24 protein-coding genes are annotated in these 25,905 nt (G+C 71.0%); 10 read left to right on the top strand and 14 right to left on the bottom strand.

Going from position 1 to position 25,905, the window contains the following annotated elements; translation table 11 throughout:
* Nucleotides 1–132: 132 nt before the first annotated feature.
* Together QF037_RS16495 and QF037_RS16490 are read left to right on the top strand one after the other, a co-directional pair.
* Entirely contained in the window at nt 133–969 is an 837-nt protein-coding gene (locus QF037_RS16495) for a hypothetical protein (RefSeq protein ID WP_307025961.1), read from the top strand.
* Nucleotides 970–1,031: 62 nt separating this feature from the next.
* Entirely contained in the window at nt 1,032–1,211 is a 180-nt protein-coding gene (locus QF037_RS16490; protein ID WP_010476542.1) for a DUF6104 family protein, read from the top strand.
* Here the strand turns inward: QF037_RS16490 and QF037_RS16485 are convergent, their stop codons facing one another.
* From QF037_RS16485 to QF037_RS16460, 6 genes are all read right to left on the bottom strand, one after another.
* A complete protein-coding gene (locus tag QF037_RS16485) occupies nt 1,212–1,790 on the bottom strand; it encodes a hypothetical protein (protein ID WP_307025952.1) in 579 nt (192 codons plus the stop codon). It lies immediately after the preceding gene.
* 76 nt (nt 1,791–1,866) lie between these two features.
* The gene (locus QF037_RS16480) at nt 1,867–5,661 is read right to left on the bottom strand and encodes a multifunctional oxoglutarate decarboxylase/oxoglutarate dehydrogenase thiamine pyrophosphate-binding subunit/dihydrolipoyllysine-residue succinyltransferase subunit (protein ID WP_307025949.1); all 3,795 of its coding nucleotides are present in this window, start codon (nt 5,659–5,661) and stop codon (nt 1,867–1,869) included.
* Between the two features lie 281 nt (nt 5,662–5,942).
* Nucleotides 5,943–7,049: a HAMP domain-containing sensor histidine kinase gene (locus QF037_RS16475; protein ID WP_307025947.1), complete on the bottom strand. Its 1,107-nt coding sequence runs from the start codon at nt 7,047–7,049 to the stop codon at nt 5,943–5,945.
* The gene (locus tag QF037_RS16470; RefSeq protein ID WP_046261291.1) at nt 7,046–7,786 is read right to left on the bottom strand and encodes a response regulator transcription factor; all 741 of its coding nucleotides are present in this window, start codon (nt 7,784–7,786) and stop codon (nt 7,046–7,048) included. The genes QF037_RS16475 and QF037_RS16470 overlap by 4 nt, the downstream gene beginning before the upstream one ends.
* A gap of 134 nt (nt 7,787–7,920) precedes the next feature.
* Entirely contained in the window at nt 7,921–8,598 is a 678-nt protein-coding gene (locus QF037_RS16465) for a spermidine synthase (RefSeq protein ID WP_307025943.1), read from the bottom strand.
* 108 nt (nt 8,599–8,706) lie between these two features.
* On the bottom strand, nt 8,707–9,333 hold the full coding sequence (locus QF037_RS16460) for a hypothetical protein (protein ID WP_307025940.1): 627 nt from the start codon (nt 9,331–9,333) through the stop codon (nt 8,707–8,709).
* Between the two features lie 49 nt (nt 9,334–9,382).
* On the opposite strand from QF037_RS16460, the gene QF037_RS16455 reads away from it, so the two are divergent.
* On the top strand, nt 9,383–10,228 hold the full coding sequence (locus QF037_RS16455) for a rhomboid-like protein (RefSeq protein WP_373463733.1): 846 nt from the start codon (nt 9,383–9,385) through the stop codon (nt 10,226–10,228).
* Nucleotides 10,229–10,351: 123 nt separating this feature from the next.
* On the opposite strand, the gene QF037_RS16450 is transcribed toward QF037_RS16455, so the two are convergent.
* Together QF037_RS16450 and QF037_RS16445 are read right to left on the bottom strand one after the other, a co-directional pair.
* Nucleotides 10,352–11,107 carry a GNAT family N-acetyltransferase gene (locus tag QF037_RS16450; RefSeq protein WP_373463960.1) on the bottom strand — a complete coding sequence of 252 codons (756 nt, stop codon included), beginning with the start codon at nt 11,105–11,107 and terminating at the stop codon, nt 10,352–10,354.
* A 95-nt stretch (nt 11,108–11,202) separates the two neighbouring features.
* Nucleotides 11,203–11,847, bottom strand: coding sequence for a GNAT family N-acetyltransferase (locus tag QF037_RS16445; RefSeq protein WP_307025936.1), 645 nt, complete (start codon nt 11,845–11,847; stop codon nt 11,203–11,205).
* Between the two features lie 164 nt (nt 11,848–12,011).
* Between QF037_RS16445 and lon the strand changes: the two genes are divergently transcribed.
* Nucleotides 12,012–14,426 (top strand): endopeptidase La, encoded by a 2,415-nt coding sequence (gene lon, locus QF037_RS16440; RefSeq protein WP_307025935.1) that lies wholly within the window; start codon nt 12,012–12,014, stop codon nt 14,424–14,426.
* Nucleotides 14,427–14,543: 117 nt separating this feature from the next.
* Here lon and QF037_RS16435 read toward each other — a convergent pair whose 3' ends face one another.
* Entirely contained in the window at nt 14,544–15,377 is an 834-nt protein-coding gene (locus QF037_RS16435) for a lysozyme (RefSeq protein WP_307025934.1), read from the bottom strand.
* 233 nt (nt 15,378–15,610) lie between these two features.
* Between QF037_RS16435 and QF037_RS16430 the strand changes: the two genes are divergently transcribed.
* Entirely contained in the window at nt 15,611–16,105 is a 495-nt protein-coding gene (locus tag QF037_RS16430) for a MarR family winged helix-turn-helix transcriptional regulator (protein WP_307025933.1), read from the top strand.
* Between the two features lie 12 nt (nt 16,106–16,117).
* Here QF037_RS16430 and QF037_RS16425 read toward each other — a convergent pair whose 3' ends face one another.
* Nucleotides 16,118–16,906 (bottom strand): protein phosphatase 2C domain-containing protein, encoded by a 789-nt coding sequence (locus QF037_RS16425; protein ID WP_307025932.1) that lies wholly within the window; start codon nt 16,904–16,906, stop codon nt 16,118–16,120.
* Between the two features lie 368 nt (nt 16,907–17,274).
* On the opposite strand from QF037_RS16425, the gene QF037_RS16420 reads away from it, so the two are divergent.
* Genes QF037_RS16420 through QF037_RS16400 form a run of 5 tightly spaced genes read left to right on the top strand, consistent with a single transcriptional unit; the run spans nt 17,275 to nt 22,707 of the window.
* On the top strand, nt 17,275–19,941 hold the full coding sequence (locus QF037_RS16420; RefSeq protein ID WP_307025930.1) for a sensor histidine kinase: 2,667 nt from the start codon (nt 17,275–17,277) through the stop codon (nt 19,939–19,941).
* On the top strand, nt 19,938–20,438 hold the full coding sequence (locus QF037_RS16415) for a roadblock/LC7 domain-containing protein (protein ID WP_307025928.1): 501 nt from the start codon (nt 19,938–19,940) through the stop codon (nt 20,436–20,438). Before QF037_RS16420 ends, QF037_RS16415 begins: the two co-directional genes overlap by 4 nt.
* The gene (locus tag QF037_RS16410; RefSeq protein WP_307025926.1) at nt 20,435–20,842 is read left to right on the top strand and encodes a DUF742 domain-containing protein; all 408 of its coding nucleotides are present in this window, start codon (nt 20,435–20,437) and stop codon (nt 20,840–20,842) included. Before QF037_RS16415 ends, QF037_RS16410 begins: the two co-directional genes overlap by 4 nt.
* Nucleotides 20,823–21,434, top strand: a complete 612-nt coding sequence (locus tag QF037_RS16405) for a GTP-binding protein (protein WP_307025924.1) — start codon at nt 20,823–20,825, stop codon at nt 21,432–21,434. Before QF037_RS16410 ends, QF037_RS16405 begins: the two co-directional genes overlap by 20 nt.
* A 25-nt stretch (nt 21,435–21,459) precedes the next feature.
* Complete coding sequence (locus QF037_RS16400; RefSeq protein WP_307025922.1) at nt 21,460–22,707, top strand: styrene monooxygenase/indole monooxygenase family protein; 1,248 nt, start codon at nt 21,460–21,462, stop codon at nt 22,705–22,707.
* Here the strand turns inward: QF037_RS16400 and QF037_RS16395 are convergent.
* From QF037_RS16395 to QF037_RS16380, 4 genes are all read right to left on the bottom strand, one after another.
* The gene (locus QF037_RS16395; RefSeq protein WP_307025920.1) at nt 22,686–23,735 is read right to left on the bottom strand and encodes a C40 family peptidase; all 1,050 of its coding nucleotides are present in this window, start codon (nt 23,733–23,735) and stop codon (nt 22,686–22,688) included. The two genes, QF037_RS16400 and QF037_RS16395, sit on opposite strands and share 22 nt — an antisense overlap.
* A 103-nt stretch (nt 23,736–23,838) precedes the next feature.
* Entirely contained in the window at nt 23,839–24,150 is a 312-nt protein-coding gene (locus tag QF037_RS16390) for a hypothetical protein (protein WP_307025918.1), read from the bottom strand.
* 10 nt (nt 24,151–24,160) lie between these two features.
* Nucleotides 24,161–24,808 (bottom strand): TetR/AcrR family transcriptional regulator, encoded by a 648-nt coding sequence (locus tag QF037_RS16385; protein ID WP_307025916.1) that lies wholly within the window; start codon nt 24,806–24,808, stop codon nt 24,161–24,163.
* A gap of 154 nt (nt 24,809–24,962) precedes the next feature.
* Nucleotides 24,963–25,901: an AurF N-oxygenase family protein gene (locus tag QF037_RS16380; protein ID WP_307025914.1), complete on the bottom strand. Its 939-nt coding sequence runs from the start codon at nt 25,899–25,901 to the stop codon at nt 24,963–24,965.
* Nucleotides 25,902–25,905: the final 4 nt, after the last annotated feature.

Here is a 25,905-nt window from a genome sequence, read left to right as displayed (position 1 = left end):
GACACCGCACACGCCATATCGCGTCTTCCGCTACTCACGATATATCGCGGAAACGGAAAGTCAAGACACCCGTTCTGGGGATGTTCGGGGGCAAAAACGTACAAACCATGGGAATCCGCCTAGCGTGTGAGCATGTCCCCGACGGATGTCCCTCGTATCGGCCCCGCCCCGGGTGCCCTGCTGCTCTGCCGCGCGGAACCCGAAGCCGTCGCCCCGGCTGCCCGGCTGCTGCGCGAGCGCATGCTGCTCACGAGCGCGGGCGCGCAGTGGAGCGTCCTCGTCCCCGAGGGCACGCCCTGGCAGCAGGGCGGCGAGCCGGTCGACCGCGTCCTCACCGGCTGGGCCACGGCACTGGCCGTCGGCGCCCCCTGGCCCGTCCTCGCCCTGTGGTGGGACGCCGACCGTAGCGGCTACACCCTCGCCGCCGGCTTCCGCCGCCCCGTCGGCTACGTCTGGCTCGCGAGTGGCACCCCGGCCGGCGAGGACGAGGCCATGCGCACCTTCGCCACCCGGCTGGGTCTGGACCCGGTCCTGGACGTGCAGTCCCTGAACGCCCTCGCGCAACCGGACCCGGCCGCCGACGCCCGCGCCCGCCTCCGCGGCCTCCTCGCCGTCCTCACCCGCGCGGGCCTGACCCTGCCCACCGGTCTCGCTCCCGGCGAACCCGCCGACCGCCTCCGCGAGGTCGCCCGTGTCCAGCCGGACGCCCGCCCGGTCGAGTGGTCGGGCTGGCGGGACGCGGTCCGCGCGGAACTCGACGTCGTCGACAGCAGCCGCCTGGGCTCCTGGCTCCCCTGGTCAGGCACCCCCAGGGCGCGTGTTCTCGCCCTGGCCCAGGTGGCCGCGGGCGTCCCGCTCACGGCCCTCGGGCTGCGGCGCCGCAGCGGCGGCTGGATCACGGCCGGCGCCCTGCTGCTGGCGCACGGGGTGCTGGGGCTGGCGTACGACCTGGGGCGGCCGCGCGACTGACGTACGGCATACCCTGAGGGAGTACGTCCGAGGGCAGTGCCCGTCCGTATCAGGAGCGAGAGTTGTACTTCACCGACCGTGGCATCGAAGAACTGGAGAAGCGGCGCGGCCAGGAGGAGGTCACCTTCGAGTGGCTCGCCGAGCAGTTGCGGACGTTCGTCGATCTCAACCCGGACTTCGAGGTGCCGGTGGAGCGGCTGGCCACGTGGCTGGCGCGGCTGGACGACGAGGACGACGAGTAGTCAGTCCGGCGGGTCGGCAGGCGGGAGATACCGCCGCCGTCCCATCGGGTCGGTCGTCAGGGTGAACCCGGCGGCCTCCAGCAGGGCCGAGTTCCTGGCGCGGGAGCGCCGGTTGAAGAAGGCCCCCACCGCGACGAGGGCCAGCGCCCCCGCCCAGACGGCTGCGCCGATGCCCAGGCCGAACCTGCCGACGAGCGCCATGGACACGAAGCTGACCAGCAACACGGACAGGCCGATCTTCATCCCTTCGCTGATCGGAAGATCCATCGCGAAGTAGCCCTGGGCCTTGATGAGGGCCATCGCGTCGGGGTCCGGCGGCGGCAGCTCGCCTCCGGTGGCGGCGTCCGGGTACCGCGCCCGGTTCTCCGCGGCCCGGGCCCGGGCCTGCGGGGTGGGATCGGGCACGAACTGGATCAGCATCTGCCGTCTGCCGGCTGTGATGTCTGTGTACGTGTAGCCGAACTGCCGGGCGTAGAAGACGAGCGGGGCGAACGCCTGCCCGAAGGTGCCGGCACCGGCCGCCACGGGCTCCCCACCGGCCATCCGGCGCAGCAACTGCCGTATGTGTCGCTCGTCCATCAACGCTCTCTCGCTCAGACCTGGAAGGCCCGGCCCCCATGACGGGGACCGGGCCCTTCAGTAAACCCTCCGAGACCTACGCCTCGAACACCTCACGCACCAGCTGTTCCTGCTCGGCCTGGTGGCGCTTGGCCGAACCCACCGCCGGGGACGAGCCGTGCGGACGCGAGATGCGTCGCAGGCGCTCGCCGTGCGGGACGTCCGCGCCGACCGCGAGGTCGAGGTGGTCGATCAGGTTGAGGGCGATGAAGGGCCATGCGCCCTGGTTCGCCGGCTCCTCCTGGGCCCACAGGTACTTCTCGGCGTTCGGGTACTTGGCGATCTCCGCCTGGACCTCGGCGCCGGGCAGCGGGTACAGGCGCTCGATACGGATGATCGCCGTGTCTGTGTTGCCCCGCTTGGTGCGCTCGGCATCCAGGTCGTAGTACAGCTTGCCCGTCACGAAGACGACCTTGCGCACCGCGGCCGGGTCCGGCACCGTCGAGTCGCCGATGACCGGGCGGAACTGACCCGACGTGAACTCCTCCGTCTTCGACGCGGCGGCCTTGAGGCGCAGCATCGACTTCGGGGTGAAGACCACCAGCGGCTTGTGGTGCGGGTTGTGCACCTGCCACCGCAGGAGGTGGAAGTAGTTCGACGGCAGGGTCGGCATCGCGACCGTCATGTTGTTCTGGGCGCAGAGCTGGAGGAACCGCTCGACACGGGCCGAGGAGTGGTCCGGGCCCTGGCCCTCGTAGCCGTGGGGGAGGAGGAGGGTGACGCCGGAGGTCTGGCCCCACTTCTGCTCCGCCGCCGAGATGTACTCGTCGACCACCGTCTGAGCGCCGTTGACGAAGTCGCCGAACTGCGCCTCCCACATCACGAGCGCGTCGGGGCGGGCCAGCGAGTAGCCGTACTCGAAGCCCATGACCGCGTACTCGGACAGCAGCGAGTTGTAGACGTTGTAGCGCGCCTGGTCCTCGGCGAGGTACTGGAGCGGGGTGTGCTCCTCGCCCGTCTCGCGGTCGATGAGGACCGCGTGGCGCTGGCCGAAGGTGCCGCGCTGGGAGTCCTGGCCGGAGAGCCGGACCGGGGTGCCCTCCAGCAGGAGGGAGCCGACGGCCAGCGTCTCGCCCATGCCCCAGTCGATCGTGCCCTCCTCGACCATCGTCGCCCGGCGCTGCAGCTGCGGCAGCAGACGCGGGTGGACGTGGAAGGTGTCGGGGATGTTGACCTGGGACTCGGCGATCCGCTTCACGGTCTCCGAGGTGATCGCGGTGTTCACGGCGACCGGGAAGTCCGCCTGCGGGTCCGAGATCGGTCCCGCGGCCGGCTGGGCCGTGATGGCCTCGCGGACCTCGGTGAAGACCTTCTCCAGCTGGCCCTGGTAGTCCTGCAGGGCCTGCTCGGCCTCTTCCAGGGTGATGTCGCCGCGACCGATGAGGGACTCGGTGTAGAGCTTGCGCACCGAGCGCTTCTTGTCGATCAGGTCGTACATCAGCGGCTGGGTGAAGGCCGGGTTGTCCGACTCGTTGTGACCGCGGCGGCGGTAGCAGATGAGGTCGATCACGACGTCCTTGTTGAACGCCTGACGGAACTCGAAGGCCAGCCGGGCCACGCGGACGACGGCCTCGGGGTCGTCGCCGTTCACGTGGAAGATCGGCGCCTCGATCATGCGGGCCACGTCCGTGGCGTACATCGAGGAACGCGACGACTCGGGAGCCGCCGTGAAGCCGACCTGGTTGTTGATGACGATGTGGACCGTGCCGCCGGTGCGGTAGCCGCGCAGCTGCGACATGTTCAGGGTCTCGGCCACTACGCCCTGGCCCGCGAAGGCCGCGTCACCGTGCAGGGCGACCGGCAGGACGGTGAAGTCCGTGCCGCCCTTGTTGATGATGTCCTGCTTGGCGCGGGCGATGCCCTCGATGACCGGGTCGACCGTCTCCAGGTGGGACGGGTTCGCGGCCAGCGAGACGGTGATCTGCTCGCCGTCCAGGCCGGTGAAGGTGCCCTGGGCTCCCAGGTGGTACTTCACGTCGCCGGAGCCGTGCATCGACTTCGGGTCGAGGTTGCCCTCGAACTCGCGGAAGATCTGGGCGTACGACTTGCCGACGATGTTCGCGAGGACGTTCAGCCGGCCGCGGTGGGCCATGCCGATGACGACCTCGTCCAGGCGCGACTCGGCCGCGCTGTCGATGACCGCGTCCAGCAGCGGGATGACCGACTCGCCGCCTTCGAGCGAGAAGCGCTTCTGGCCGACGTACTTCGTCTGCAGGAAGGTCTCGAAAGCCTCCGCCGCGTTCAGCCGGCGCAGGATGCGCAGCTGCTCCTCGCGCTCCGGCTTGGAGTGCGCGCGCTCGATGCGGTCCTGGATCCACTTGCGCTGCTTGGGGTCCTGGATGTGCATGAACTCGACGCCGGTGGTGCGGCAGTACGAGTCGCGCAGCACGCCGAGGATGTCGCGCAGCTTCATCAGGGACTTGCCCGCGAAACCGCCGACCGCGAACTCGCGCTCCAGGTCCCACAGGGTGAGGCCGTGCTCGGTGATGTCCAGGTCGGGGTGCTTGCGCTGGCGGTACTCCAGCGGGTCGGTGTCGGCCATGACGTGGCCGCGGACCCGGTAGGAGTGGATCAGCTCGAAGACGCGAGCGGCCTTGGTGACGTCGTCGTCGTGGCTGGCGTCGATGTCCTTGAGCCAGCGGACCGGCTCGTAGGGGATGCGCAGCGCCTCGAAGATGTCGTCGTAGAAGCCGCCCTCGCCGAGGAGGAGGTTCGCGACGATCCGCAGGAACTCGCCGGAGGCGGCGCCCTGGATGACCCGGTGGTCGTAGGTCGACGTGAGCGTCATGACCTTCGAGATGCCGAGCTTGTTCAGGGTGTCCTGGGAGGTGCCCTGGAACTCCGCCGGGTAGTCCATGGAGCCGACGCCCATGATCACGGACTGTCCGGGCATCAGACGCGGCACGGAGTGCACGGTGCCGAGGCCGCCGGGGTTGGTCAGGGAGACCGTCACACCCGAGAAGTCGTCCATCGTCAGCTTGCCGTCACGGGCGCGGCGGACGATGTCCTCGTAGGCCTGCCAGAACTCGAAGAAGTTCAGCGTCTCGGCCTTCTTGATGCCCGCGACGACCAGCTGGCGGTCGCCGTTGGGCTTCACCAGGTCGATGGCGAGGCCGAAGTTGATGTGCTCCGGCTTGACCAGGGTCGGCTTGCCGTCCTTCTCCGTGAAGGAGTAGTTCATCGACGGCATGGCCTTGATGGCCTGCACCATCGCGTACCCGATCAGGTGCGTGAAGGAGATCTTCCCGCCCCGGGCGCGCTTCAGGTGGTTGTTGATGACGATGCGGTTGTCGAAGAGCAGCTTCACCGGGACCGCGCGCACGGACGTGGCCGTGGGCACCTCGATCGAGGCGTTCATGTTCTTCGCGACGGCGGCCGCGGGGCCGCGCAGCGTGACCAGCTCCGGGCCGCCCGCGGACGTGGCGGCGGGCTCGGCCTTCGGCTTGGCCGCGGCGGGCTGCGCCGCGGCCGGAGCCGGGGCGGCGGCCTTCACGGGCGCCGGAGCGGCGGCCGCGGGCTTGGCGGCCGCGGGCGCGGCGGGAGCCGGAGCGGGCACCGCGGGAGCCGGTGGAGCGGCCGGGGCGGCGGGCGCGGCCTGGGCCGGCGCGGCGGCGGGGGCCGGAGCGGCCGCCGTCGGGGCGGCAGCGGCGCCCGGCTTGTAGTCGGCGAAGAAGTCCCACCAGGCTCGGTCGACCGAGTTCGGATCCTGGAGGTACTGCTGATAGATCTCGTCGACGAGCCACTCATTGGGACCGAACGCAGCAGCAGGGTTCTTCCCCGCTTGGTCGGTGTCGGTCGAGATGCTCGAGTTACTGGGGGACTGTGACGACACGGCGGCAACCGCCCTCTTCCGCTTCACAAGGTGATGGACAGCGGGAATAAAGGCTACGCCCCCATGGCCGGGAAGTTCAGGCCGGGCAAGGTCATCGTCGTGTAAGTCACATCGGAAAGCGTGTTTCGGGGCCAGAAATGGCGGGAAACAAGCGTGGTTCCGCTTCAGATGGGAAGGGCTCAGCTGGACCCCGGACGCCGATGGCGCGGGCCTGTGGCCGATCACACGTGTCCGTCAGCGCGGACGCACATGGATCTTGTGGCTCCGGTTCGAACTTTACGTCAACTTGGCAGAGATGGAAGTCCCGGAAGGGTGACAAGAATCCGGCAACCCCGCTCGGATTCGGCCACTCCGATCCGGCCGCCGTGCAGATCCACCGCCCAGCGGGCGATCGCCAGACCGAGCCCCGTGCCGCCGTCGCTGCCGGGACCGTGCGGCCGGTTCACGGCCCCCCGGTTGAACCGCTCGAAGACGCGATGCCACTCCGAGCGCGGGATACCGGGGCCCTCGTCGAGAACCTCCAGCTCCAGGGAGTCCGACAGCGGCCCGCGCCGGGCCTTGACCGTCACGCGCCCGTGCGGCGGGCTGTGCTTGACCGCGTTGTCGATCAGGTTGGCCACGACCTGGTGGATCCGCTCCGGGTCCGCGTTCGCGGTCAGCTCGGGCGGGGACACGTCCAGGTGCAGATGCACGTCCGTACGCGTGTGACTGCCCGATCCGGAGGCGATGCCCGCACGCGCCGAAGCGACCATGTTGGCCTCCTTCAGCACGCCCGACAGATACGGCCACACCTCGAAGCGACGCGTCTTCAGCGGTACGACGCCGTTGTCGAGGCGGGAGAGGTCCAGCAGCGTCTCGACCAGCCGGCCGAGCCGCTCCGTCTGTTTCAGCGCCGTCCGCATCGTCTCGGGGTCCGCGGGCGAGACCCCGTCCACGATGTTCTCCAGCACCGCCCGCAGCCCCGCGATGGGGGTGCGCAGCTCATGGGAGACATTCGCCACGAGCTCCTTGCGCTGCTGCTCCTGGGCCTCCAGGTCGTCGGCCATCCGGTTGATGGTCTCGGCGAGGTCGCCCAGCTCGTCCCGGCGGTTCTCCCGCACCCGGCGCGTGTAGTCGCCGTGCGAGATGGACCGGGCCACCGCGTTCATCTCGTCCAGCGGAGCCGTGAGCGAATGCGCCACGAACTGTGTAATGAGCAGTGTGGCGATCATCGAGAACACCGTGATGAAGCGCAGCTCCGTCTTGGTGCGAACCGCGATCATCGACAGACCCGTGGTGATCAGGACCGAGGTGACGACGAGCGCACCCAGCTTGGTCTTGATCGAGAACGGGCGCACGCCGCCCCAGGGCTCCCAGGGACCTCTCCGTCCGGACGGACCGCCGCTCATGGCGTCGGCGTCTCCAGGGCGTAGCCCACGCCGTGCACCGTGCGGATCCGCTCGGCACCGATCTTCCGGCGCAGCGCCTTGATGTGGCTGTCGACCGTGCGGGTGCCGGAGGCGTCCGCCCAGTCCCACACCTCGGCGAGCAGCTGCTCGCGGGAGAGGACCGCGCGCGGGGTGTTCGCCAGGCACACCAGAAGGTCGAACTCGGTCGGCGTGAGGTGAACATCCTCACTCCGCACCCGCACCCGGCGCTGCGCGTGGTCGATCTCCAGCTCGCCCAGGCGCAGGATGCCGCTTCTGGGCGTCGCGGCGGCCAGTGCGGCCCGCTCCACCCGGCGCAGCAGCACATGCACGCGGGCGGCCAGCTCACGCATGGAGAAGGGCTTGGTCATGTAGTCGTCGGCGCCGACCCCGAGTCCGACCAGCATGTCGGTCTCGTCGTCGCGCGCGGTGAGCATCAGCACCGGCACCGGCCGGGCGGCCTGCACACGACGGCAGACCTCCAGACCGTCGAAGCCGGGCAGCATGATGTCGAGGATCAGCAGATCGGGCTGCCAGGCCTCGGCCGTGTCGACCGCCGCCGGACCGTCGCCCGCGGTCTGCACGAGGAATCCCTCGGCACGCAGGCGGGTCGCGATGGCCTCCACGATCGTCGGATCGTCCTCGACCACGAGCACCCGGCGCTGTGCGCCGGGAGTGGCCGTGGCCGTGCCGTTGTGGGAGGTGTGTGTCTGCTCCATCGCCCGCCCCAAGGGTTGCTTTCCGGAATCAGTGGGGTGATCCCGCTTACTGGCTTATGCCTGCGCATGCTTGCGATTGACGCTTGAATGATCTGCGCCAGGGAAGCAGAGTACGGGGAGTCACCACGCCTCGGCTATCCAGGTCGGACCCCGAGGTGCACGACGTCCGGAACGCCCCGGGCAACCGGCACCTCTTCGGTACGCACCCCCTGGAACCCGGCATTCCGTAGGGATCCCTCGAATTCCGGCGAAGGCTGCGCCGACCAGACGGCGAGCACCCCGCCGGGCCTCAACACCCTTACGCAGCTGGCCAGTCCGCTCGCCGAGTACAGCCCGTCGTTGCCCTCGGTGACGGTCCAGTCGGGCCCGTTGTCGATGTCCAGGCACAGCGCGTCGTACGTGTTCGACGTCTCATTCACATAAGCGACAAGATCCATTTCCAGAATCTCGGTCCGTGGATCGGCGAGCGCCGGCGCCGAGAGCGCGGACAGCGGACCGTGGCGGTGCCAGTCGATGACGGCCGTCTCGCGCTCCACGACCGTGATCCGGCCCCAGCGCGGATCCGCGGCCGCATGGGCGAGCGAGAACCCGACCCCGAGCCCGCCGATCAGCACACCCGGCTCGGGCCGCCCGCCCAGCGCGTCGAGCGCCACGTCCATCAGCAGCCGCTCCGAGCGCCCGTCGGAGGTGTCCATCAGGAAGCACCCGTTGGCGATGATCTGGAGCAACTCACCGTGGCGGCGCAGCACGACCTCGCCGTGCGGGCCCTCACGACGGTCCAGGACTTCGGGGATGTCGTACGAGATGGGCATCCGCCCATCCTGGCAGTTCGGTGGCGGGTGCACAGGGAATTGCCCGGGGCCCGACCCCCCCACGGGCCGGACCCCGGGCGGGCGGGGATGGATTCAGGTCCCCGCCGGTCAGGGGTGCTCTACAGGGCCAGTCCGTGGCCGTACGGGAACACCGGGTCCGGTGTCGTCGGGAACGTCCGGCCGTGCGGCCGCCACCGCCGCCATGGAGCGCGGCAGTTCGAAGGGCAGTCGGCCCTCCGCCCGCGCCCGCCCGAAGGCCACGTCGAGCAGGGCGGCGTCCGAGGCGCCGAAGTCGGCGACCAGGGCGGCCGCGCGCTCGGCGATCTCCGGGAGCACGGCGGGCCGTTCGAGGTTGACGCACACCAGCGTCGGCACGGTGCCCAGGAGCCGCAGGATCTCCTTCAGCTCGTCCTCGGGGAAGGCGAGCGAACCCGCGTGGAAGTAGGACTCGAAGGCGCCGGTACGCGGCTCGAAGGGCGTCCGCAGCCGCAGCACCGCCACGTCCGCCTCGGCCGGGTCCGCCACGACGTTGCCGTACGCCGCCGCCGTCTTCCCGCTCACGCCCTGGACATAGAGGTCGGGGCGCTCGGCGAGGGGCAGCAGGGAGTGGTTGGTCAGGACGGTCAGTGCGCGGACCGGCTGCTGCGGGCGGCCACCGTGGAAGGGGCCGGGCTGCCGGACGGTTCTTGAGAAGTACCTGTGAATCGGGGTCCGCGTGGCGCCGGTCACAGACACGGGGCGGCGGAGCGCGAAGGCTGGAGCGAAACGGAAGGAGCGCCTCACGGTGGAACGCAGCGAGGTCGCCGCGCGGGCTTCTGAGGACAGGGCAGGGCCCGCGTCCGTGCCGGACTCCGAGGCGGCGGCGCATCCTTCGCCGGACGCCTGCCCACCCGGCGTACCGGGCCTGCTGGACGGGTTGCCGAAGCAGCGCGGGCCGGTCCCCGTGCCGGCCGCTCTCCCGGTCGCCGTGGCCGCCCCCGAGGCGCGCCCGAGGATCCGCCCGTGGCGGCTGTTCCCCACCCCCACCGGGACGCCGTTCACCTTCGGTTACGCCGCCGTCCTGGCGGTCACCTCGCTCGTCACCGAGTACGCCGACCCCTCCCTCGTCCACGCCCTGCTCCAGGGCTCCAGCACCGACGTGGCCCACCTCGTGCGCACGCCCCTGCTCGTCCTGGCGGCCAGCGCGCTGTGGATCGCGGGCGGGATCGCGTCGCCGTACGTCCTCGGCTTCCTGCTGGTCATGACCGCGCTGGAGCGCCGTATCGGCGGCCTGCGCGCGGCCGGCGTCTTCCTCCTCGGCCATGTCCTGGCCACCCTCGCGACCGAGGTCCCGGTGGGCCTCGCCGTCCTGGCCGGCCACCTCCCCGACAGCTCCCTGCACCGCCTCGACTACGGCATCAGCTTCGGCGTCGCCGCCGGGACGGGCGCGCTGGCCGGGCTGCTCCCGCCGTGGCTGCGGTGGCCGTTGCTGGGGTTGTACGGGGGGATGCTGGTGCAGGATCTGCTCGCCTTCAGCGACCCGATGACCGAGTGGGGGCATCTCATCGCGCTGGCGATCGGGGTGGCGACCTGGCCGGTGGTCCGGCGCTGGTACCGGGCTCGGACCCCGGGCGCGGCCACCGCCGCATAGCCCCGGCCGCGTCCGGCTCCGCGAGCGTGCCGCACCTGGTCTCCGGCGGGGCGAAGGGGCTGCTCGTCTCGCCCAGCCGGTTCGGCGGCGGTGCCGCCATGCTCATGGCGATCGCAGCGCATCTCAGGCCGTGCGGGGCGGGTTCCAGACGTACGGCGTGGTCGTCGTCACCGGCTCGAAGCCGAGGCGGCGCAGGATGGGTGCGCTGTCGTCGGAGGCGTCCACGTGCAGATAGGTGACGCCGCGCGCGGTCGCGAGGGCGGCGCGGGTGGCGACCAGGGCGCGGTAGATCCCCCGCCCCCGCCACTCGGCGAGCGTGGAACCGCCCCACAGGCTCGCGAACGCCGTGCCCGCGCGGAAGGCCAGCCAGGCCGCGCAGACCACCTCGCCGTCCGCTTCGGCGACGTAGACCGCGATCTCGTCGGGGGCGGCGGCGACCCGGCCGGTGAGGTCGTCGGCGAGCCAGCTCCGGTCCTCGCCCCAGACAACGGACTCCATGGCGGCGATGCGGTGCAGGTCGGCGTCCGCCGTGACCCGCCGCAGGGTCACACCGTCCGGCAGGACGGGCTCGCGTACGGCCATGTCGGCCGCGCGCCCGATCAGCACCGTCTCCCGGTCCTCCGGCAGGAAGCCGGCCGCGCGGAGCCGTTCGGTGAGGTCGGTCGGGGTGTCGTGGCCCCGGGTCTTCCACTCCACGGCCTCGCCGCGCGCCGCGAAGAAGTCCCGCTGCGAGGCGATGAGTCCGTCCAGAGCGTCCCCGTCGACGCCGAGTACGCGCGGCCCGCTCACAAAGCCCCGGAACTGTCCGACGATCCGCAGCAGCGGGCCGTCCCTCTCGTACGTCACCCCGGCGGGCGCGGTGGGCGGCGCACCGCGCATCTGGTCGTCGTAGGCGGCGAGGAAGATCTCGGTGTCGGTCACGGCACGACCGTACGGCGCCCGGCACAGGAGGCAACCGGTTTTGTGCGGCGCCCTCAGCCGGTGAACTTCGCGCTGGTCAGTGGCGCGGTCACCGTCCAGCCCAGCGACTCGTACAGCCCCCGGCCCGCGGGTGTCCCCGCCAGGACGCAGAGCTCGGCGCCCTGCTGCGAGGCGGCCCGCTGGAGGGTGTGCATGACGACCGTGCCGAGGCCCTTGCGGCGGTGCAGCGGCGAGGTCTCGATCTGGTCGACGACCGCGGTCGCGCCGGTCGGGGCGAGCTGGCCGCGGGCCGCCCAGGAGCCGTCGGGGGCGGCGAGCATGGTGCGGGTGACGCCGCCGCGGGACCAGGTGCGCAGGCGGTAGCCGTCGGGGACCGTCGGCCGGTCGGGCGCGGTGGTCAGGGGGAGGGTCATCAGGTGGCCGGGCTCGGGGTCGATCCACCAGCCCTCGCCGAGCCAGCCGCCGACCACGCTCGGATCCCGGAAGACCTTGAGCCACACACCGGCGCCGGTGACCGCCCCGGCCACCTTGCGCACGGCCATCTCCTCGACTCCGCCGTCGATCGCGCCGAACACATGCCGGGCGACATGGCCGTCCGCGCCCACGTCGATCGTGCACCCCCACGGCTCGACCACCGGCGGGGCCGCCCCGCGCGAGAGCACCCATCCGTCCACCCATGCCCGTACGAGCCGGTCCATGACACCCCCTCCGGTAATGAATGAAAGCCGTCTGGGGTTATTACAGTAGCTGGTCACGCATTCCGGCAGACGTGATCGCTCACAGCGAACGCGCCCAGGGGAACAATCAACGGCTCACGTGCATTGAGTCGGCATAGCTCAACTTGAGTGCCGAAGGGGAGATCATGGCTTCGACGTCCACACCGCTCACTCTGCCCGTGCTGCCGCTCGACGACGAGGTCGTGCTTCCCGGCATGGTCGTACCGCTCGACCTGAACGATCCCGACGTACGCGCCGCGGTGGAGGCCGCCCAGGCAGCCGCCCGGTCGGAGCCGGGCAAGCCCAAGGTCCTGCTGGTGCCGCGCATCGACGGCACCTACACCGGTACCGGCGTCCTCGGCACCGTCGAGCAGGTCGGCCGGCTGGCCGACGGCGACCCGGGCGCGCTGATCCGCGGCCGGGGGCGGGTGCGCATCGGTGCCGGGACCACGGGGCCGGGTGCCGCCCTCTGGATCGAGGGCACCCGTATCGACGAGACCACGCCCGAGCCGCTGCCGGGCCATGTCACCGAACTGGTCAAGGAGTACAAGGCCCTCGCCACCGCCTGGCTGCGCAAGCGCGGCGCCTGGCAGGTCGTGGACCGCGTCCAGGCCATCGACGACGTCTCCGCGCTCGCCGACAACTCCGGCTACTCGCCCTTCCTGACCACCGACCAGAAGGTCGAACTGCTGGAGACCGCCGACCCGGTGGCCCGCCTCAAGCTCGCGACCCAGCACCTGCGCGACCACCTCGCCGAGCAGGACGTCGCCGAGACCATCGCCAAGGACGTCCAGGAAGGCGTCGACAAGCAGCAGCGCGAGTTCCTGCTCCGCCGCCAGCTGGAAGCCGTGCGCAAGGAACTGCGTGACCTCAACGGCGAGAAGGACGGCGAGGAGTCCGACGACTACCGCGCCCGCGTGGAGGCCGCCGACCTGCCGGAGAACGTCCGCGAGGCGGCCCTCAAGGAGGTCGACAAGCTGGAGCGGTCCAGCGACCAGTCGCCCGAGGGATCCTGGATCCGGACCTGGCTGGACACGGTGCTCGAACTCCCGTGGAACGAGCGGACCGAGGACTCCTACGACATCCAGGGCGCCAAGGCGGTCCTGGACGCCGAGCACGCGGGCCTGGAGGACGTGAAGGAACGGATCACCGAGTACCTCGCGGTGCGCAAGCGGCGCAACGAACGGGGGCTGGGTGTGGTGGGCGGCCGCCGTGGCGGCGCCGTCCTGGCACTGGTCGGCCCGCCCGGCGTCGGCAAGACGTCCCTGGGCGAGTCCGTCGCGCACGCCATGGGCCGCAAGTTCGTCCGCGTCGCCCTCGGCGGGGTGCGGGACGAGGCCGAGATCCGCGGTCACCGGCGTACGTACGTCGGCGCGCTGCCCGGCCGGATCGTCCGTGCCGTCAAGGAGGCCGGGTCCATGAACCCGGTGGTCCTGCTCGACGAGATCGACAAGGTGGGCTCCGACTTCCGGGGCGACCCGGCGGCGGCCCTGCTGGAGGTCCTCGACCCCGCGCAGAACCACACCTTCCGGGACCACTACCTGGAGGTGGAGCTGGACCTGAGCGATGTGGTCTTCCTCGCCACCGCCAACGTCCTGGAGGCCATCCCCGAGGCCCTGCTCGACCGTATGGAGCTGGTCCGCCTCGACGGCTACACCGAGGACGAGAAGGTCGTCATCGCCCGTGACCACCTGCTCCCGCGCCAGCTGGAGCGGGCCGGCCTCGACAAGGACGAGGTGACGCTGGACGAGAGCGCCCTGCGCAAGCTCGCCGGCGAGTACACCCGTGAGGCGGGCGTCCGCACCCTGGAGCGGTCCATCGCACGGCTGCTGCGCAAGGTCGCGGCCCAGCACGAACTGGGCGAGCGGAAGCTGCCGTTCACCGTGACGGACGAGGAGCTGCGGGGCCTCATCGGGCGCCCGCACCACGTGCCGGAGTCGGCGCAGGACCCGGCGGAGCGCCGTACCGCGGTGCCGGGTGTGGCGACGGGCCTGGCGGTGACGGGAGCGGGCGGCGACGTGCTCTTCGTGGAGGCGTCCCTGGCGGACCCGGAGACGGGTGCGGCGGGTCTGACCCTGACGGGCCAGCTGGGTGACGTGATGAAGGAGAGCGCGCAGATCGCGTTGAGCTTCCTCCGCTCGCACGGCGCCGAACTGGAGCTGCCGGTGGGCGACCTGAAGGACCGGGGCGTGCACATCCACTTCCCGGCGGGCGCGGTGCCGAAGGACGGCCCGAGCGCGGGCGTCACGATGACGACGGCACTGGCGTCGCTGCTGAGCGGGCGGCTGGTGCGGACCGACGTCGCCATGACGGGCGAGGTCTCGCTGACGGGCCGCGTGCTGCCCATCGGCGGCGTGAAGCAGAAGCTGCTGGCCGCGCACCGGGCGGGCGTCACGACCGTCATCATCCCCAAGCGCAACGAGCCCGACCTGGACGACGTCCCCGCCGAGGTGCTGGACAAGCTCGACGTCCACGCCGTGACGGACGTCCGCCAGGTCCTGGAACTGGCGTTGTCGCCGGCCGTGAACGGGGCGACGTCGGAGGTTCCGGTGGCGGCGTGACTTCCGATGGCGGCGTGACGCGGCGTCCATAGCGGGCTCCGCCCGCGGGCATCGGATGAGGTGAAGGCCCGGGTTCTCGTGAGGGAGGCCCGGGCCTTCGCCGTACCGGGGAAGGGATCAGCCCTTGGCGAGCGCCTGCACCCTGTCGAGCGCCCCGTTGAACCGGTCGTGGTCGCCGACCGTCGGCCCGGACGAGGTGTACTGCCACATCGTGTAGGTGCTCCAGCCGGCCGGCAGTGTCCCCACGGTCGAGGCGTAGCGGGCGATCCACAGCGGGTTGGCGGCGAAGCCGGCGTAGTTGCCGGTGCACTGGGTCCACCAGCTGGTGGAGGTGTAGATGACGGCGTCGCGGCCGGTGCGGGCCTTGTACTGGTTCAGGAAGTCACGGATCCAGCTCACCATCGCGCTCTTGGTCTTGCCGTAGCAGGAGTCGCCGTACGGGTTCCACTCGATGTCGAGGGTGCCGGGCAGGGTCCTGCCGTCGGCGGACCAGCCGCCTCCGTGGTCGACGAAATAGTTGGCCTGCGTTGCGCCGGTCGTGGTGTCCGGGGTCGCGAAGTGGTACGCGCCGCGGATCATGCCGACGCCGTAGGAGCCGCTGTACTGCTGGGAGAAGTAGGGGTTCGTGTAGTACGTCCCCTCGCTCCCCTTGGTGTAGGCCCAACGGACCCCGCTGTTCCAGAGGGTCGTCCAGGCGACGTTCCCCTGGTAGCTGGACACGTCGACGCCCTCGGTCTGGGCGGCGCGGGTGCCGGCGGGCAGTCCGCCCTGTCCGTCGTGGGCGACGACGCCCATGCCCATGCGGGCGGTCCCGCGGGTCGGCGTGGCGGTGGCGTCGGGCGACTCGGCGGCCGACGCCGGGGCTATGGACAGCAGCGCGAACACGGCGGTGAGGACGCCGGTGAGGAACAGGGGGCGAGGGCGGGGCGATGCGGGTCTGTGCACGGGCATGGCGTGCCTCCGAGGGCTCGGTGATGCTCGGTGGGGGACACCCGGCCGGGGGTGTGCATGGCGTGGGCATGCCAGTCAGCGCCTGGTCAAGAAGCTACGCACGTCGACGAGCGGGTGGGAAGAGGGACCGGTTGCTGCCGTTGGTCTAGCCCTGCGAAATACTTACCGAGCTGCGGTGACGGCGCAATTTGGCGGAAACTTTCAGGACCGGGAAGACCGAGGCAGGGGCTGACGTGCACGAAGACGGGAACGACGGCGGACACGGAGACAGGCCCGGGGGGCCCAGGACTGGTCTGGACCAGCCAGAATTCCTGGCGCTGGAACGCGAGTTGACCGTGCTCCTGCGGCGCGCCCGGGCCAACCAGGGCGAGATGGCACGCGAAGTCCACCCCGACCTGGAGTCCGCCGCGTACGGACTGCTGGTGCGGCTCGAGGAGTCCGGACAGCAGCGCGCCACGGAACTCGCCGCCTACATCGGTGTCGGCAAGGCCACCATGTCCCGCCAGCTGCGCGCCCTGGAGACCCTGGGCCTCGTCACCCGCGCCCCGGACCCCGCGGACGGACGCGCCTGGCTCGTCGAGCTCACGGCGGAGGGACGGTCCCGGGTGGGGCGGGTACGGAACGCGCGACGGGCGCGGTACGCGGGCCGGCTGGCGGACTGGAACCCCCGCGAGGTGTCCGAGCTCGCGCGGCTGCTGCATGAGCTGAACCGGGGCATGGAGCGCTGACCCGGCCCCGCCTCACCATTCCGCGTACACCACCGTCGCATCGTCATGCGTCTTGCTCCGCCCCAGATGCATCCGCCCCTCCGCATCCGCGCTCTCCAGCTCCCGCACCCGCGCCACCAGCGCCCCCGCCCCGTCCTTCCGCACGAGGGTGAGGCAGTCCGTCCAGTCCCCCTCGCGGAACTTCTCCACCCACCGGGCCGCCCCGTCCGTCAGCGCGGCCAGGGACCGGACCGACGAACGCGGCAGTGCGCCCGTCACCGCCCGGCCCGCCACCGACGGATCGGCCGCGGCGGTGAAGAAGCCGCCCTCCATGTTGCGCAGGGTCGAGTCGATGAGGGCGTCCGTGGCCAAGGCGGAGCGGGGGAGGCGGGCGAGGCGGTCGTCGAGGACGGCCGTCACCGTGCCGTCCTCCGACTCCAGCAGCAGGGCCGAGTCCGAGAGGACCAGGTACTCCACCGTCCGCGCCGACCAGCGTGCGACGACCACTGTTGCCTGTGGTGTGCGTGGGTGAGAAAGGTCACAGGTGTGCGCGTGGGACTCGGAGGTACGGGAGATGGCGAGGCTCAATGCCTCGGTCAGCGGAACATCGGGGAGGGAAACGGTCAGTTCGGTCAGCGCGCCACCCAGTCGTGCCGTGAACCAGGGGACGGAATGCAGACACCCCGTCCCGCCCGTCGGCGGCGTGACGCCGTCCAGGACCACGAGTGCCCCGCCCTGTCCGGAGGCCGGAAGGGCGACGCTCGCGAAGTCCTCGTTGGGGCGGGCCCGGTCGCCGGGCTCCGAAACAAGTTCCGTACGCATCCGGCCAGTCTGCACGAGCCCTTCACGGTGTTCACAGAAGGCTGGCAATGGTTGCCGGGCGGGCGCAGTCGCGCAGGTCAGGCGCCTGGTTTGGGAGGGATTGGTCACTCCGGGAAGGCGTGGTGGCGGATGATGCCATCGGTCGGCGGCGACGTCCAACCGGCCCGCCGGTCAAGGTCGCTGACCATGCCACCGGAACTTGCTCGCCAACTCCCGTCCGGGGTTCACTCCTTCGGGTGGCGGGTCGGGTGATGCGCGCCCGCCGCCCAGCGGCACTGGGAGGGTCGGGAAACGTACCCGGTGTGTGACTCCGGTTGACGGAGCGTCACCCGGGCCCATGGGTACACGAGTCAGGAATGCGAGCACCGGTGCAGAAGACGCGGCCACGTCGTACGAGCAAGCAGACGGCCCCCGCCGATCCCACCACCGCCGACGGTTCCGCCGTCGGCAAGGGCCGCCCCACCCACGTACGCAACCGGCTGATCGTCGCCGCGGCCGTCGTGGCCGCCGCCATCGCGGGCGCCGGGGCCCCCTCGATCCTCGCTGCCTCGGGAGAACTGAGTGACTCCCAGGACCTGGTGACGCTCGCCGAGCAGACCCAGGACGCCCTGATCCTCGCGCACTCGCTCGCCGACGAGCGGGACGAGGTCACGTCGTACGTCGCCGCCGGGCGCGCCAAGTCCAAGGCCCCCTCCGAGCAGCGCGGTGCCCGCGTCGACCGCCAGGTCGAGGAGTTGCGCGCCGACACCGACACCCCCGCCGACCTCCGTACGGATCTCGACGGCATCGCCGCCCTGCGCCGCGCAGCGCTCACCGGCAAGAGCTCCGCCCTCGAGGTGCACCAGACCTACTCCGCGGCCATCAACGAGCTGCACCGTCTCGCCGAGCACCTGGCCGAGCAGATGCCGCCCCGCGCGGGCTCCGGCGCCTACGCGCTCGCCGAACTGGACTCCGCCGTACAGCAGGCGGCCGCCACCCGCGGCCTGCTGCTCGCGGCGCTCAACGTGCCCCGCACCACCCAGACGGTCACCGACCCCGTCACCGGGCTCGCCTCCACCGTCGTCACCTCCTCGGCCGCCGGCACCAGGCAGCGCGACGCCCTCACCGCCGCCGCCCAGCAGGCCCGGCTGCGCTCCGACGCCGCCCTCGCCGACTTCCACGACACCGCTCCCGAGGCCGCGAAGAACAGCTTCGACTCCACGGTCACCGGCCCCGAGGTCAACTCCGCCGAGAAGTACCTCGCCGGCCTCACCGACCAGGCCAGGCTCTCCGACGGCGAACTCGACACCAGCACCAAGAAGGCCGACGCCGCCCTCTCCGCGCGTGTGGACCTCATGCGCGGTGTGGAGTCCGCCCTCTACAACCAGCGCACCAAGGACCTCGCCCAGCTCCGCGACGACGACGTCACCGCGCTGGAGCTGCGCGTCGCGATCCTCGGCGCCCTCATGCTGCTCGCCGTCGGCATCGCCACCGCCATGGCCCGCACCCTGACCCGCCCCCTCGCCGTCCTGCGCCTGGGCTCCGCACGGCTCGCCGGGTCCGAGGAGCCGGCCGCCGAGGAACCGGTCAAGTTCACCGGCCGCAACGACGAGTTCGCCCAGGTCGTCCGCTCCGTCAACGCCCTGCACGCGCACGCCGTCGCCGTCCAGGAGCGCGTCGCCACCCTGGAGTCCGACCGTAAGCATCTGGTCGGCCAGCGTCAGAAGATGGCCGACGCCCGCGAGGAGCTGCGCACCGAACTCGCCGAGTCCGCCGCCCAGTTGACGCGCCTTCGCGAGAGCATCGGCGGCACCTTCGTCAACCTCGCCCTGCGCACCCTCGGCCTGGTGGAACGCCAACTCGCCGTCATCGAGGGCCTGGAGGAGCGCGAACAGGACCCCGACCGCCTCGCCACGCTCTTCAAGCTCGACCACTTCGCCACGGTCATGCGCCGCCACAGCGAGAACCTCCTCGTCCTCGCCGGCACGGAACACGTCCAGCAGCACGCCGGTCCGGTCCCGCTGGTGGATGTCGTACGGGCCGCGGTGAGCGAGATCGAGCGCTACGAGCGCGTCCGTATCGCGGCCCTGCCCCCGCACGCGCATGTCGCGGGCTTCGCGGCCGACGACCTGTCCCACCTCCTGGCCGAGCTGATGGAGAACGCCACATCGTTCTCCCCGCCGGACATGCCCGTCGAGGTCTCCGGCTGGCTGCTGGAGAGCGGCGAGGTCATGCTCTCCGTCCAGGACGAGGGCATCGGCGTGCCCGACGAGCGGCTGACCCGCCTCAACTCCCGCCTCGCCGACTTCGACCCGGACTCCCCGTACGACCAGGAGGGCGAGGAGGGGCTCGGCCTCGGCCTGTACGTCGTCGCCCGCCTCGCCCACCGCCACGGCGTCCGCGTCCAGCTCCGCGAGCAGAAGCAGGGCGGCATCGCCGCGGTGGTCGTCCTCCCGAAGGGCCTGCTGGCGCCGGCACCGTCCGCCGCGGTCCCCTCCTCGGACCCGCTGCCCGGCACCCCCCACACCTTCTCCCTGCCGGGCGCCGACGCGGAGGCCAACTCCAACATCCTGCCCACCCGTTCGGGCACCGGCGACGTGCTGGTGGCCCTGGCGGAGAAGGCGGTACGGACATCGGAGACGGCGGGGGCGGAGACCCCGGCCGAGACGACGATGGAGCTGTTGCTACCGGTTCCGGCGGAGCCCGAGGCAACCCCCGAACCCGCGGCCGCCGACGGCGAGGAACCCCCACAGGGGTCACCCGCGCCCGACGACGGCGAGACGGAACACGAGCGCACCCCGGACGAGGACCAGCTCACCGCGAAGGGCCTCCCCAAGCGCACACCGAAGATCACCGCGCCCGCGACCACACCGCGCCCGCGCAGCAGTTCCGTGGACGCCGAAGCCCTCCGCCGGAGGCTCGGCGGCTTCCGCCGGGGGGCGGAGGCCGGCTACCGCGACGTAGAAGCAGAGATCGCCGAACAGACGGGCCAGACGAGGACGCCCGCACACAGCGAAGATTCCACGGGGGGCACTCCCGAGGAGGCAAGCAGTTGACCGCGCCCAGTACCTTCGGACTGAGCAGTGAAGCCCGCAATCTGCACTGGCTGCTGACGAACCTGGTCGAGGAGGTGCCGGGCATCCAGTCAGTAGCGGTGGTCTCATCGGACGGCCTGCTCCTGCTCTCCTCCGACCCCGGCACCAACGACGAGGCCCGTCAGACCCGCACCACCCCGAAGGGCCCACGGGGCTCCTCCGCCGATCTCGCGACCATCGTGTCCGGCATCGGCAGCCTCACCATCGGCGCCGCCAAGCTCATGGAGTCCGGCGGGGTGAAGCACACGATGGTCGCGATGGACGAGGGCAGCCTGTTCGTGATGTCGATCAGCGACGGCTCGCTGCTCGGTGTGCACGGCTCCGCGGACAGCGACATGAGCGTCGTGGCGTACCACATGGCGCTGTTCGTCGGCCGTGCCGGGCACGTCCTGACCCCCGAACTCCGCAGTGAGCTACGGCAGTCGCTGGAGTCCGAGACCACGGGGGGCGGGCGATGACCGGCCGTCCGAACCTCCCCGTCCGCGGCGGTGACCGCAAGCCCGCCCGTGTCCGCCCCTACTCGCTCACCGGCGGCCGCACCCGCTTCGGCCACGTCCTCCTCGTGGAGACGTTCGTCGCGGCACTGGAGGCAGCCGAGGAGCGGAAAGAACTGACGAACGGTTCCCTCAACACCCGGGTCATGCCGGAGATGCGGGCCATCGTCGAACTCTGCCGCCGTATGCGCACGGTGGCCGAGATCGCCGCGCTGCTGAAGATGCCGCTCGGCGTGGTCCGCGTGCTCCTGAGCGACCTCGCGGACCAGGGAAAGATCCGTGTGTACGGCACCGGCACCGGTCACGGCACCGGCCGCCCGGACCGCGCTCTGCTCGAAAGGGTGCTGAGTGGACTCCGCCGTCTTTGACGACACCGACGAGGACGTGAAGTCCTGGCAGACGGACCGTACCCGGGCCCCGATCGCGACGAAGATAGTCGTGGCCGGCGGCTTCGGCGTCGGCAAGACCACGCTCGTCACCGCCGTCTCGGAGATCACGCCTCTGCAGACCGAGGCGCTGATGACCGAGGCGAGCGAGGAGACCGACGACCTCACCGCCACGCCGGGCAAGCTCACCACCACCGTGGCCATGGACTTCGGCCGCCTCACGCTCGACGACGACCTGGTGCTCTATCTGTTCGGCACGCCGGGCCAGCAGCGGTTCTGGTTCATGTGGGACGACCTGGTGCGCGGTGCGATCGGCGCGGTCGTGCTGGCCGACACCCGCCGGCTGAAGGACTGCTTCCCGGCGCTGGACTACTTCGAGAGCTGCGGACTGCCCTACGTCGTCGCGGTCAACCACTTCGACGACAGCGAGCTGTTCGAACCGGAGGACGTGCGGGACGCGTTGACGATCCCCGCGCACATACCTGTAATGATCATGGATGCGCGCCGCAGGATCTCGGTGATCGAGAGCCTCCTGGCCCTCGTCGGCCACGCGCTGGACGAAACACCCGAGTAGTCGCGACCTAGGAGCCACCAGCCGTATGCGGAAGATACTCGTCGTAGGGGCCGGCCAGTCCGGTCTCCAGCTCGCCCTCGGACTCCAGTCGCACGGGTACGAGGTCACCCTGATGTCGAACCGGACCGCGGACGAGATCCGCTCCGGCCGGGTCATGTCGACGCAGTGCATGTTCCACACGGCACTGCAGCACGAGCGCGATCTCCAGCTGAACTTCTGGGAGTCCCAGGCCCCGAAGATCGAAGGACTCGGCGTCTCGGTCGCGGCCCCCGGCTCGTGGGCCGAGGGTCCCGCGGCCCGTGCGATCGACTGGGTGGGCAAGCTCGACGGGTACGCGCAGTCGGTCGACCAGCGCGTCAAGATGGCGGGCTGGATGGAGACGTTCGCCCAGCGCGGCGGCCAGCTCGTCATCCACGGCGCGGCGGTCTCCGACCTCGACTACTTCTCCCGTACGTACGACCTGGTGCTGGTGTCGGCGGGCAAAGGCGAACTGGTGTCGATGTTCGGCCGGGACGCCTCCCGTTCGCCGTACGGCGAGCCGCAGCGCGCGCTGGCCGTGTCGTACGTCCACGGCCTGGGCCCCCGGCCCGAGCACCCGGACTACGACGCGGTCCGCTGCAACCTGGTCCCCGGTGTCGGCGAACTGTTCATCATGCCGACCCTCACGACCTCCGGCCGCGCGGACATCCTGTTCTGGGAGGGCATACCCGGCGGCCCGCTCGATGTCTTCAACGGCGTCAAGGACCCCGCGGAACACCTCTCCCTGACCCTGGAACTCATGGAGAGGTTCACGCCGTGGGAGTACGCGCGGGCCACGAAGGTCGAACTGACCGACGGCGGTGGCACATTGGTGGGCCGGTACGCGCCCACCGTCCGTAACCCCGTCGGCCGTCTCCCCGGTGGCGGCCTCGTCCTCGGTGTCGCCGACGTCGTCGTCGCGAACGACCCGATCACGGGCCAGGGCTCCAACTCCGCCTCGAAGTGCGCCGCTTCGTACCTCGCGTCGATCCTCGAGCGCGGCGAGAAGGAGTTCGACGAGGAGTGGATGCGGGGGACGTTCGACCGCTACTGGGACGCGGCCCAGCACGTCACCAAGTGGACGAACGCGATGCTGGCGCCGCCGCCGGAGCACATCCTGAACCTCATCGGCGCGGCGGGGCAGTTGCAGCCCGCCGCCGACCGGTTCGCCAACGCGTTCAACGACCCGGCCGACTTCGAGAACTTCTTCTACGAGCCCGGGAAGACCGCGGCCTACCTGGCCTCGCTGTCCTGATCAGGGCGTACGGCTCCGAGGATCGGGTTCGACGCGATCGGCGACACCCTGACCTCCTCGCCGGTCCTCGGAGCCTGGACGATCTTGCCCTTGCCCAGGTACATCCCCACGTGGGTGGCGTCGGGGAAGTAGACCACCAGGTCGCCGGGGCGCAGCTCCTTCAGAGGGATACGGGGGAGCCGTGCCCACTGCTCCTCGCTGGTCCGGGGGATGGGCGTCCCCGCATGGCCCCACGCCTGCGCGGTCAGACCTGAGCAGTCGTACTCCTTCGGCCCCTCCGCACCCCACTTGTACGGCTTCCCGAGCTGGTCCAAGGCATAGCGCACCGCCTTGTCGCCCTGGTCCGACGGCTTGCCGTCCTTGTCGCTCAGGGCACCCGACGCGATGAGGTCGTCCTGTGCCTCGGTGATCTCGTCCTCCTCGAACCGCGCGAGCTCCCGCACCTGCTCCTCGCTCAAGGAGGAGAGCAGCTCCTCGACGTCGTGCAGCTTCTTCCGTACCTCGTCCCGGTCCTTCTTCTGGCGTGCGGCCAGCGTGAGCTGGCCGTCCAGCGCCTTGCGGGCCGCGCGCGCCACACCGTCGGCCCTCCTCTCGCTTCCGGTCAGGCGGCCGACCGTCTCGGCGCGCTCCCGGGCCATCTGGCCGATGACATGGCCCTGGTCGAGGGCGTGCTGGGGGTCGCGGGCCAGGAGCAGCCGGACGTACGGGGAGATGTCGGTGCTGTTCTGGTACTGCTGGCGGGCCAGGCGGCCGGCCGCGCCCCGGCTGTCGTGGAGGGAGAGCCGGGCCCGGGACAGCGCGGTGTCCAGGCGGAGCACCTCCGCCTTCTGCCTCTTCAGCTTCTCCTCGGTCGCGTTGTACGTCTCCGTGGCCCGTTCCGCCTCCCGGTACAGGCGCTGAAGGTCCGTCAGCAGTTCGGCGACGGTGCGCTCCCCGGGTTCCGGTACGGCGTTCGCGGGCACGGGCGCCAGGGCTGTAGCGGCCGCGATCGCCGCCGTACACGCCAGGCGCAGAAGCCTTCCTGACACGTCATCACCTCCGGTGCGGAACAGCCACTCTGTTCCGCACCGCGAGCATGGGACGGGCGGGAAGGGCGCGCGCGTCGAGCGTGCGCGGTTCGGCCCAATCACGTCACCCGTCGGTGTCCTCCCGCTTGCCGCCCGGCGTGGCGTCGGGCTTGGTGGCGGGTTTCGACCATGGCCAGCGCAGCCGGGAGGGTGTGCCCTCGGGCTCGTACTCGTACTTCCACCCCTGCGGGAGGCCGAGCCGCTTGCTCTGGCCCCGGGGGACACGGCGGTAGACCAGCACGGTGGGCGAGCCGCCGGCGGCGTCCGGGACCGGGATGCGGTACTGCTTGGGCGGGTGGCCGGTGGGGCCCAGGAGGACGGGCAGTACGCGGCCGTCCATCGGCCCGCCCTCGAAGGGGGTGTCTTCGCTCTTCACGGGACCAGTCTCAGATAGGCGACGTGAGGGCCTGCGCCAGCGTCGCCGTCTGCGGGTCGCGGGCGGCGGTGACGGTGAGTACGGCGACGAACTGCTCGACCAGCCAGTCGCGGAGCTCGTCGAGGGGAGGCTGCTTGCCCTCGTCGAGCCAGATCAGGGACGCCGCCTCCACCGCGGTGATCCACATGCGTACGGTCATGCGGAGCCGGAGGCCGGGCTCGGTGACCCCGAGGTGGCTGAGGATGTGCTCGGCCGCGGCCCGGCGTACGCCGTCCACGATGGCCGTCGTGCGGGACGTCTCCACCACGCTGCCGCCCTGGAGCAGGGCGCTGAACCCGGCGTCGTGCTGGTCGACGAAGGCGAGGTAGCGGTCCAGGGCACGGGAGAGACGGATGAGGAGCGGGCCCTCGCGGGGCTCGTCGAAGCACTGCTGGAGTTCATCGGCGGCGGATCGGAGAGCGGCCTCGTACAACTGCTGCTTGCCGCCGGGGAAGTACCGGTACACCAGGGGGCGGGAGACTCCGGCCGCCTCCGCCACGTCGTCGAGAGACACGTCCTCAGGTGCGCGGTGCGCGAAGAGGCCGAGGGCGGCGTCGAGGAGCTGGGTGCGGCGCTCCTCGACACTCAGGCGGCGATAGGCGGGCGCGGCAGGGGTCATGGGTGCAGCGTAGTCGGGCGTCTGCGGGCGCGTCGTGGCTGGTCGCGCAGTTCTCCGCGCCCCTGGGTGGGTACTGCTGGGCATGCGTTGACTGCACCCACCTCAGGGGCGCGGGGAACTGCGCGACCAGCCCCCACCGGCCGGCAGGCGACCATCAAGCCAACAGCCCCGAAGCCCTCCACAGCCGTCGCCCGACACCCCGCAGTACCCCGATGTCGTCCAGGAAGTCCGTCAGCTTCTTCGCACCCGTCTGCATGACCTCCCGGCGGTGGCCGCTCGCCTTCACCTGCGCCATGGCCTCCCGGCGGTCCAGGCCTACGTTCGTGTAGACCTCGGGGTTGACGAAGGCCACGGAGAAGACGCGCGCGAACTCACCGGAGGTGACCCGCGTGAACTCCTGCGACCACCGAGGCGCCGTCATCATCTGGCGGCGCAGTTCCTCACGGGCGTAGCGGACATGGCGGGCCTCCTCCACGACGTGGATGCGGGTCACGCCCCGGACCAGGGGCTGCACCCGCTCGTCGGGGAACGTCAGCCGCTGCATCCAGTCGAGGACCTCCTCGCCGAGCAGCGTCGCCGTGAAGGAGCCGGGGGTGGTGGAGATGGTCTTGAAGAGGCGGCCCAGGTTCTGATGGGCCCGGCTGACCGGGTACCAGGGGGTGCCGCCGCGCGAGATCAGGCGGGCGAACATCTTCGAGTGCCGGCACTCGTCCTCGATCTCGGTCAGCGCGTAGCGCACATGCGCACTCGTCGCCGCCTTGTCGTAGATGTGCCGGACGAGCAGCTGCATCAGGATGATCTCGAACCAGATGCCCAGCGAGGCGAGCGCCGCCGCCTCGTGCTGGGAGAGCAGGATCCGCTGCTCCTCGCTCATCCGTTTCCACATCGGGGTGTCGTAGAGGGAGACCAGTTCCGGCGGCCAGAACCACTTGCCCTCCTCGAAGGGCGCCTCCCAGTCCAGTTCCTTGTCCGGGTCGAAGGAGTGCTTCGCGGAGGAGTCGAGGAGCCGCTGGGCCACCTGCTCCCGGTCCTTGAGCAGGCCGAGCGCATCGCGCAGCCCCGCGAGCGCGTCGGCGTCCGTCAACGTCGTCATGCCC

The sequence above is a fragment of the Streptomyces canus genome (assembly GCF_030815415.1).
Classification (GTDB): domain Bacteria; phylum Actinomycetota; class Actinomycetes; order Streptomycetales; family Streptomycetaceae; genus Streptomyces; species Streptomyces canus_F.
This window is presented reverse-complemented; position numbering and strand designations above follow the sequence as displayed.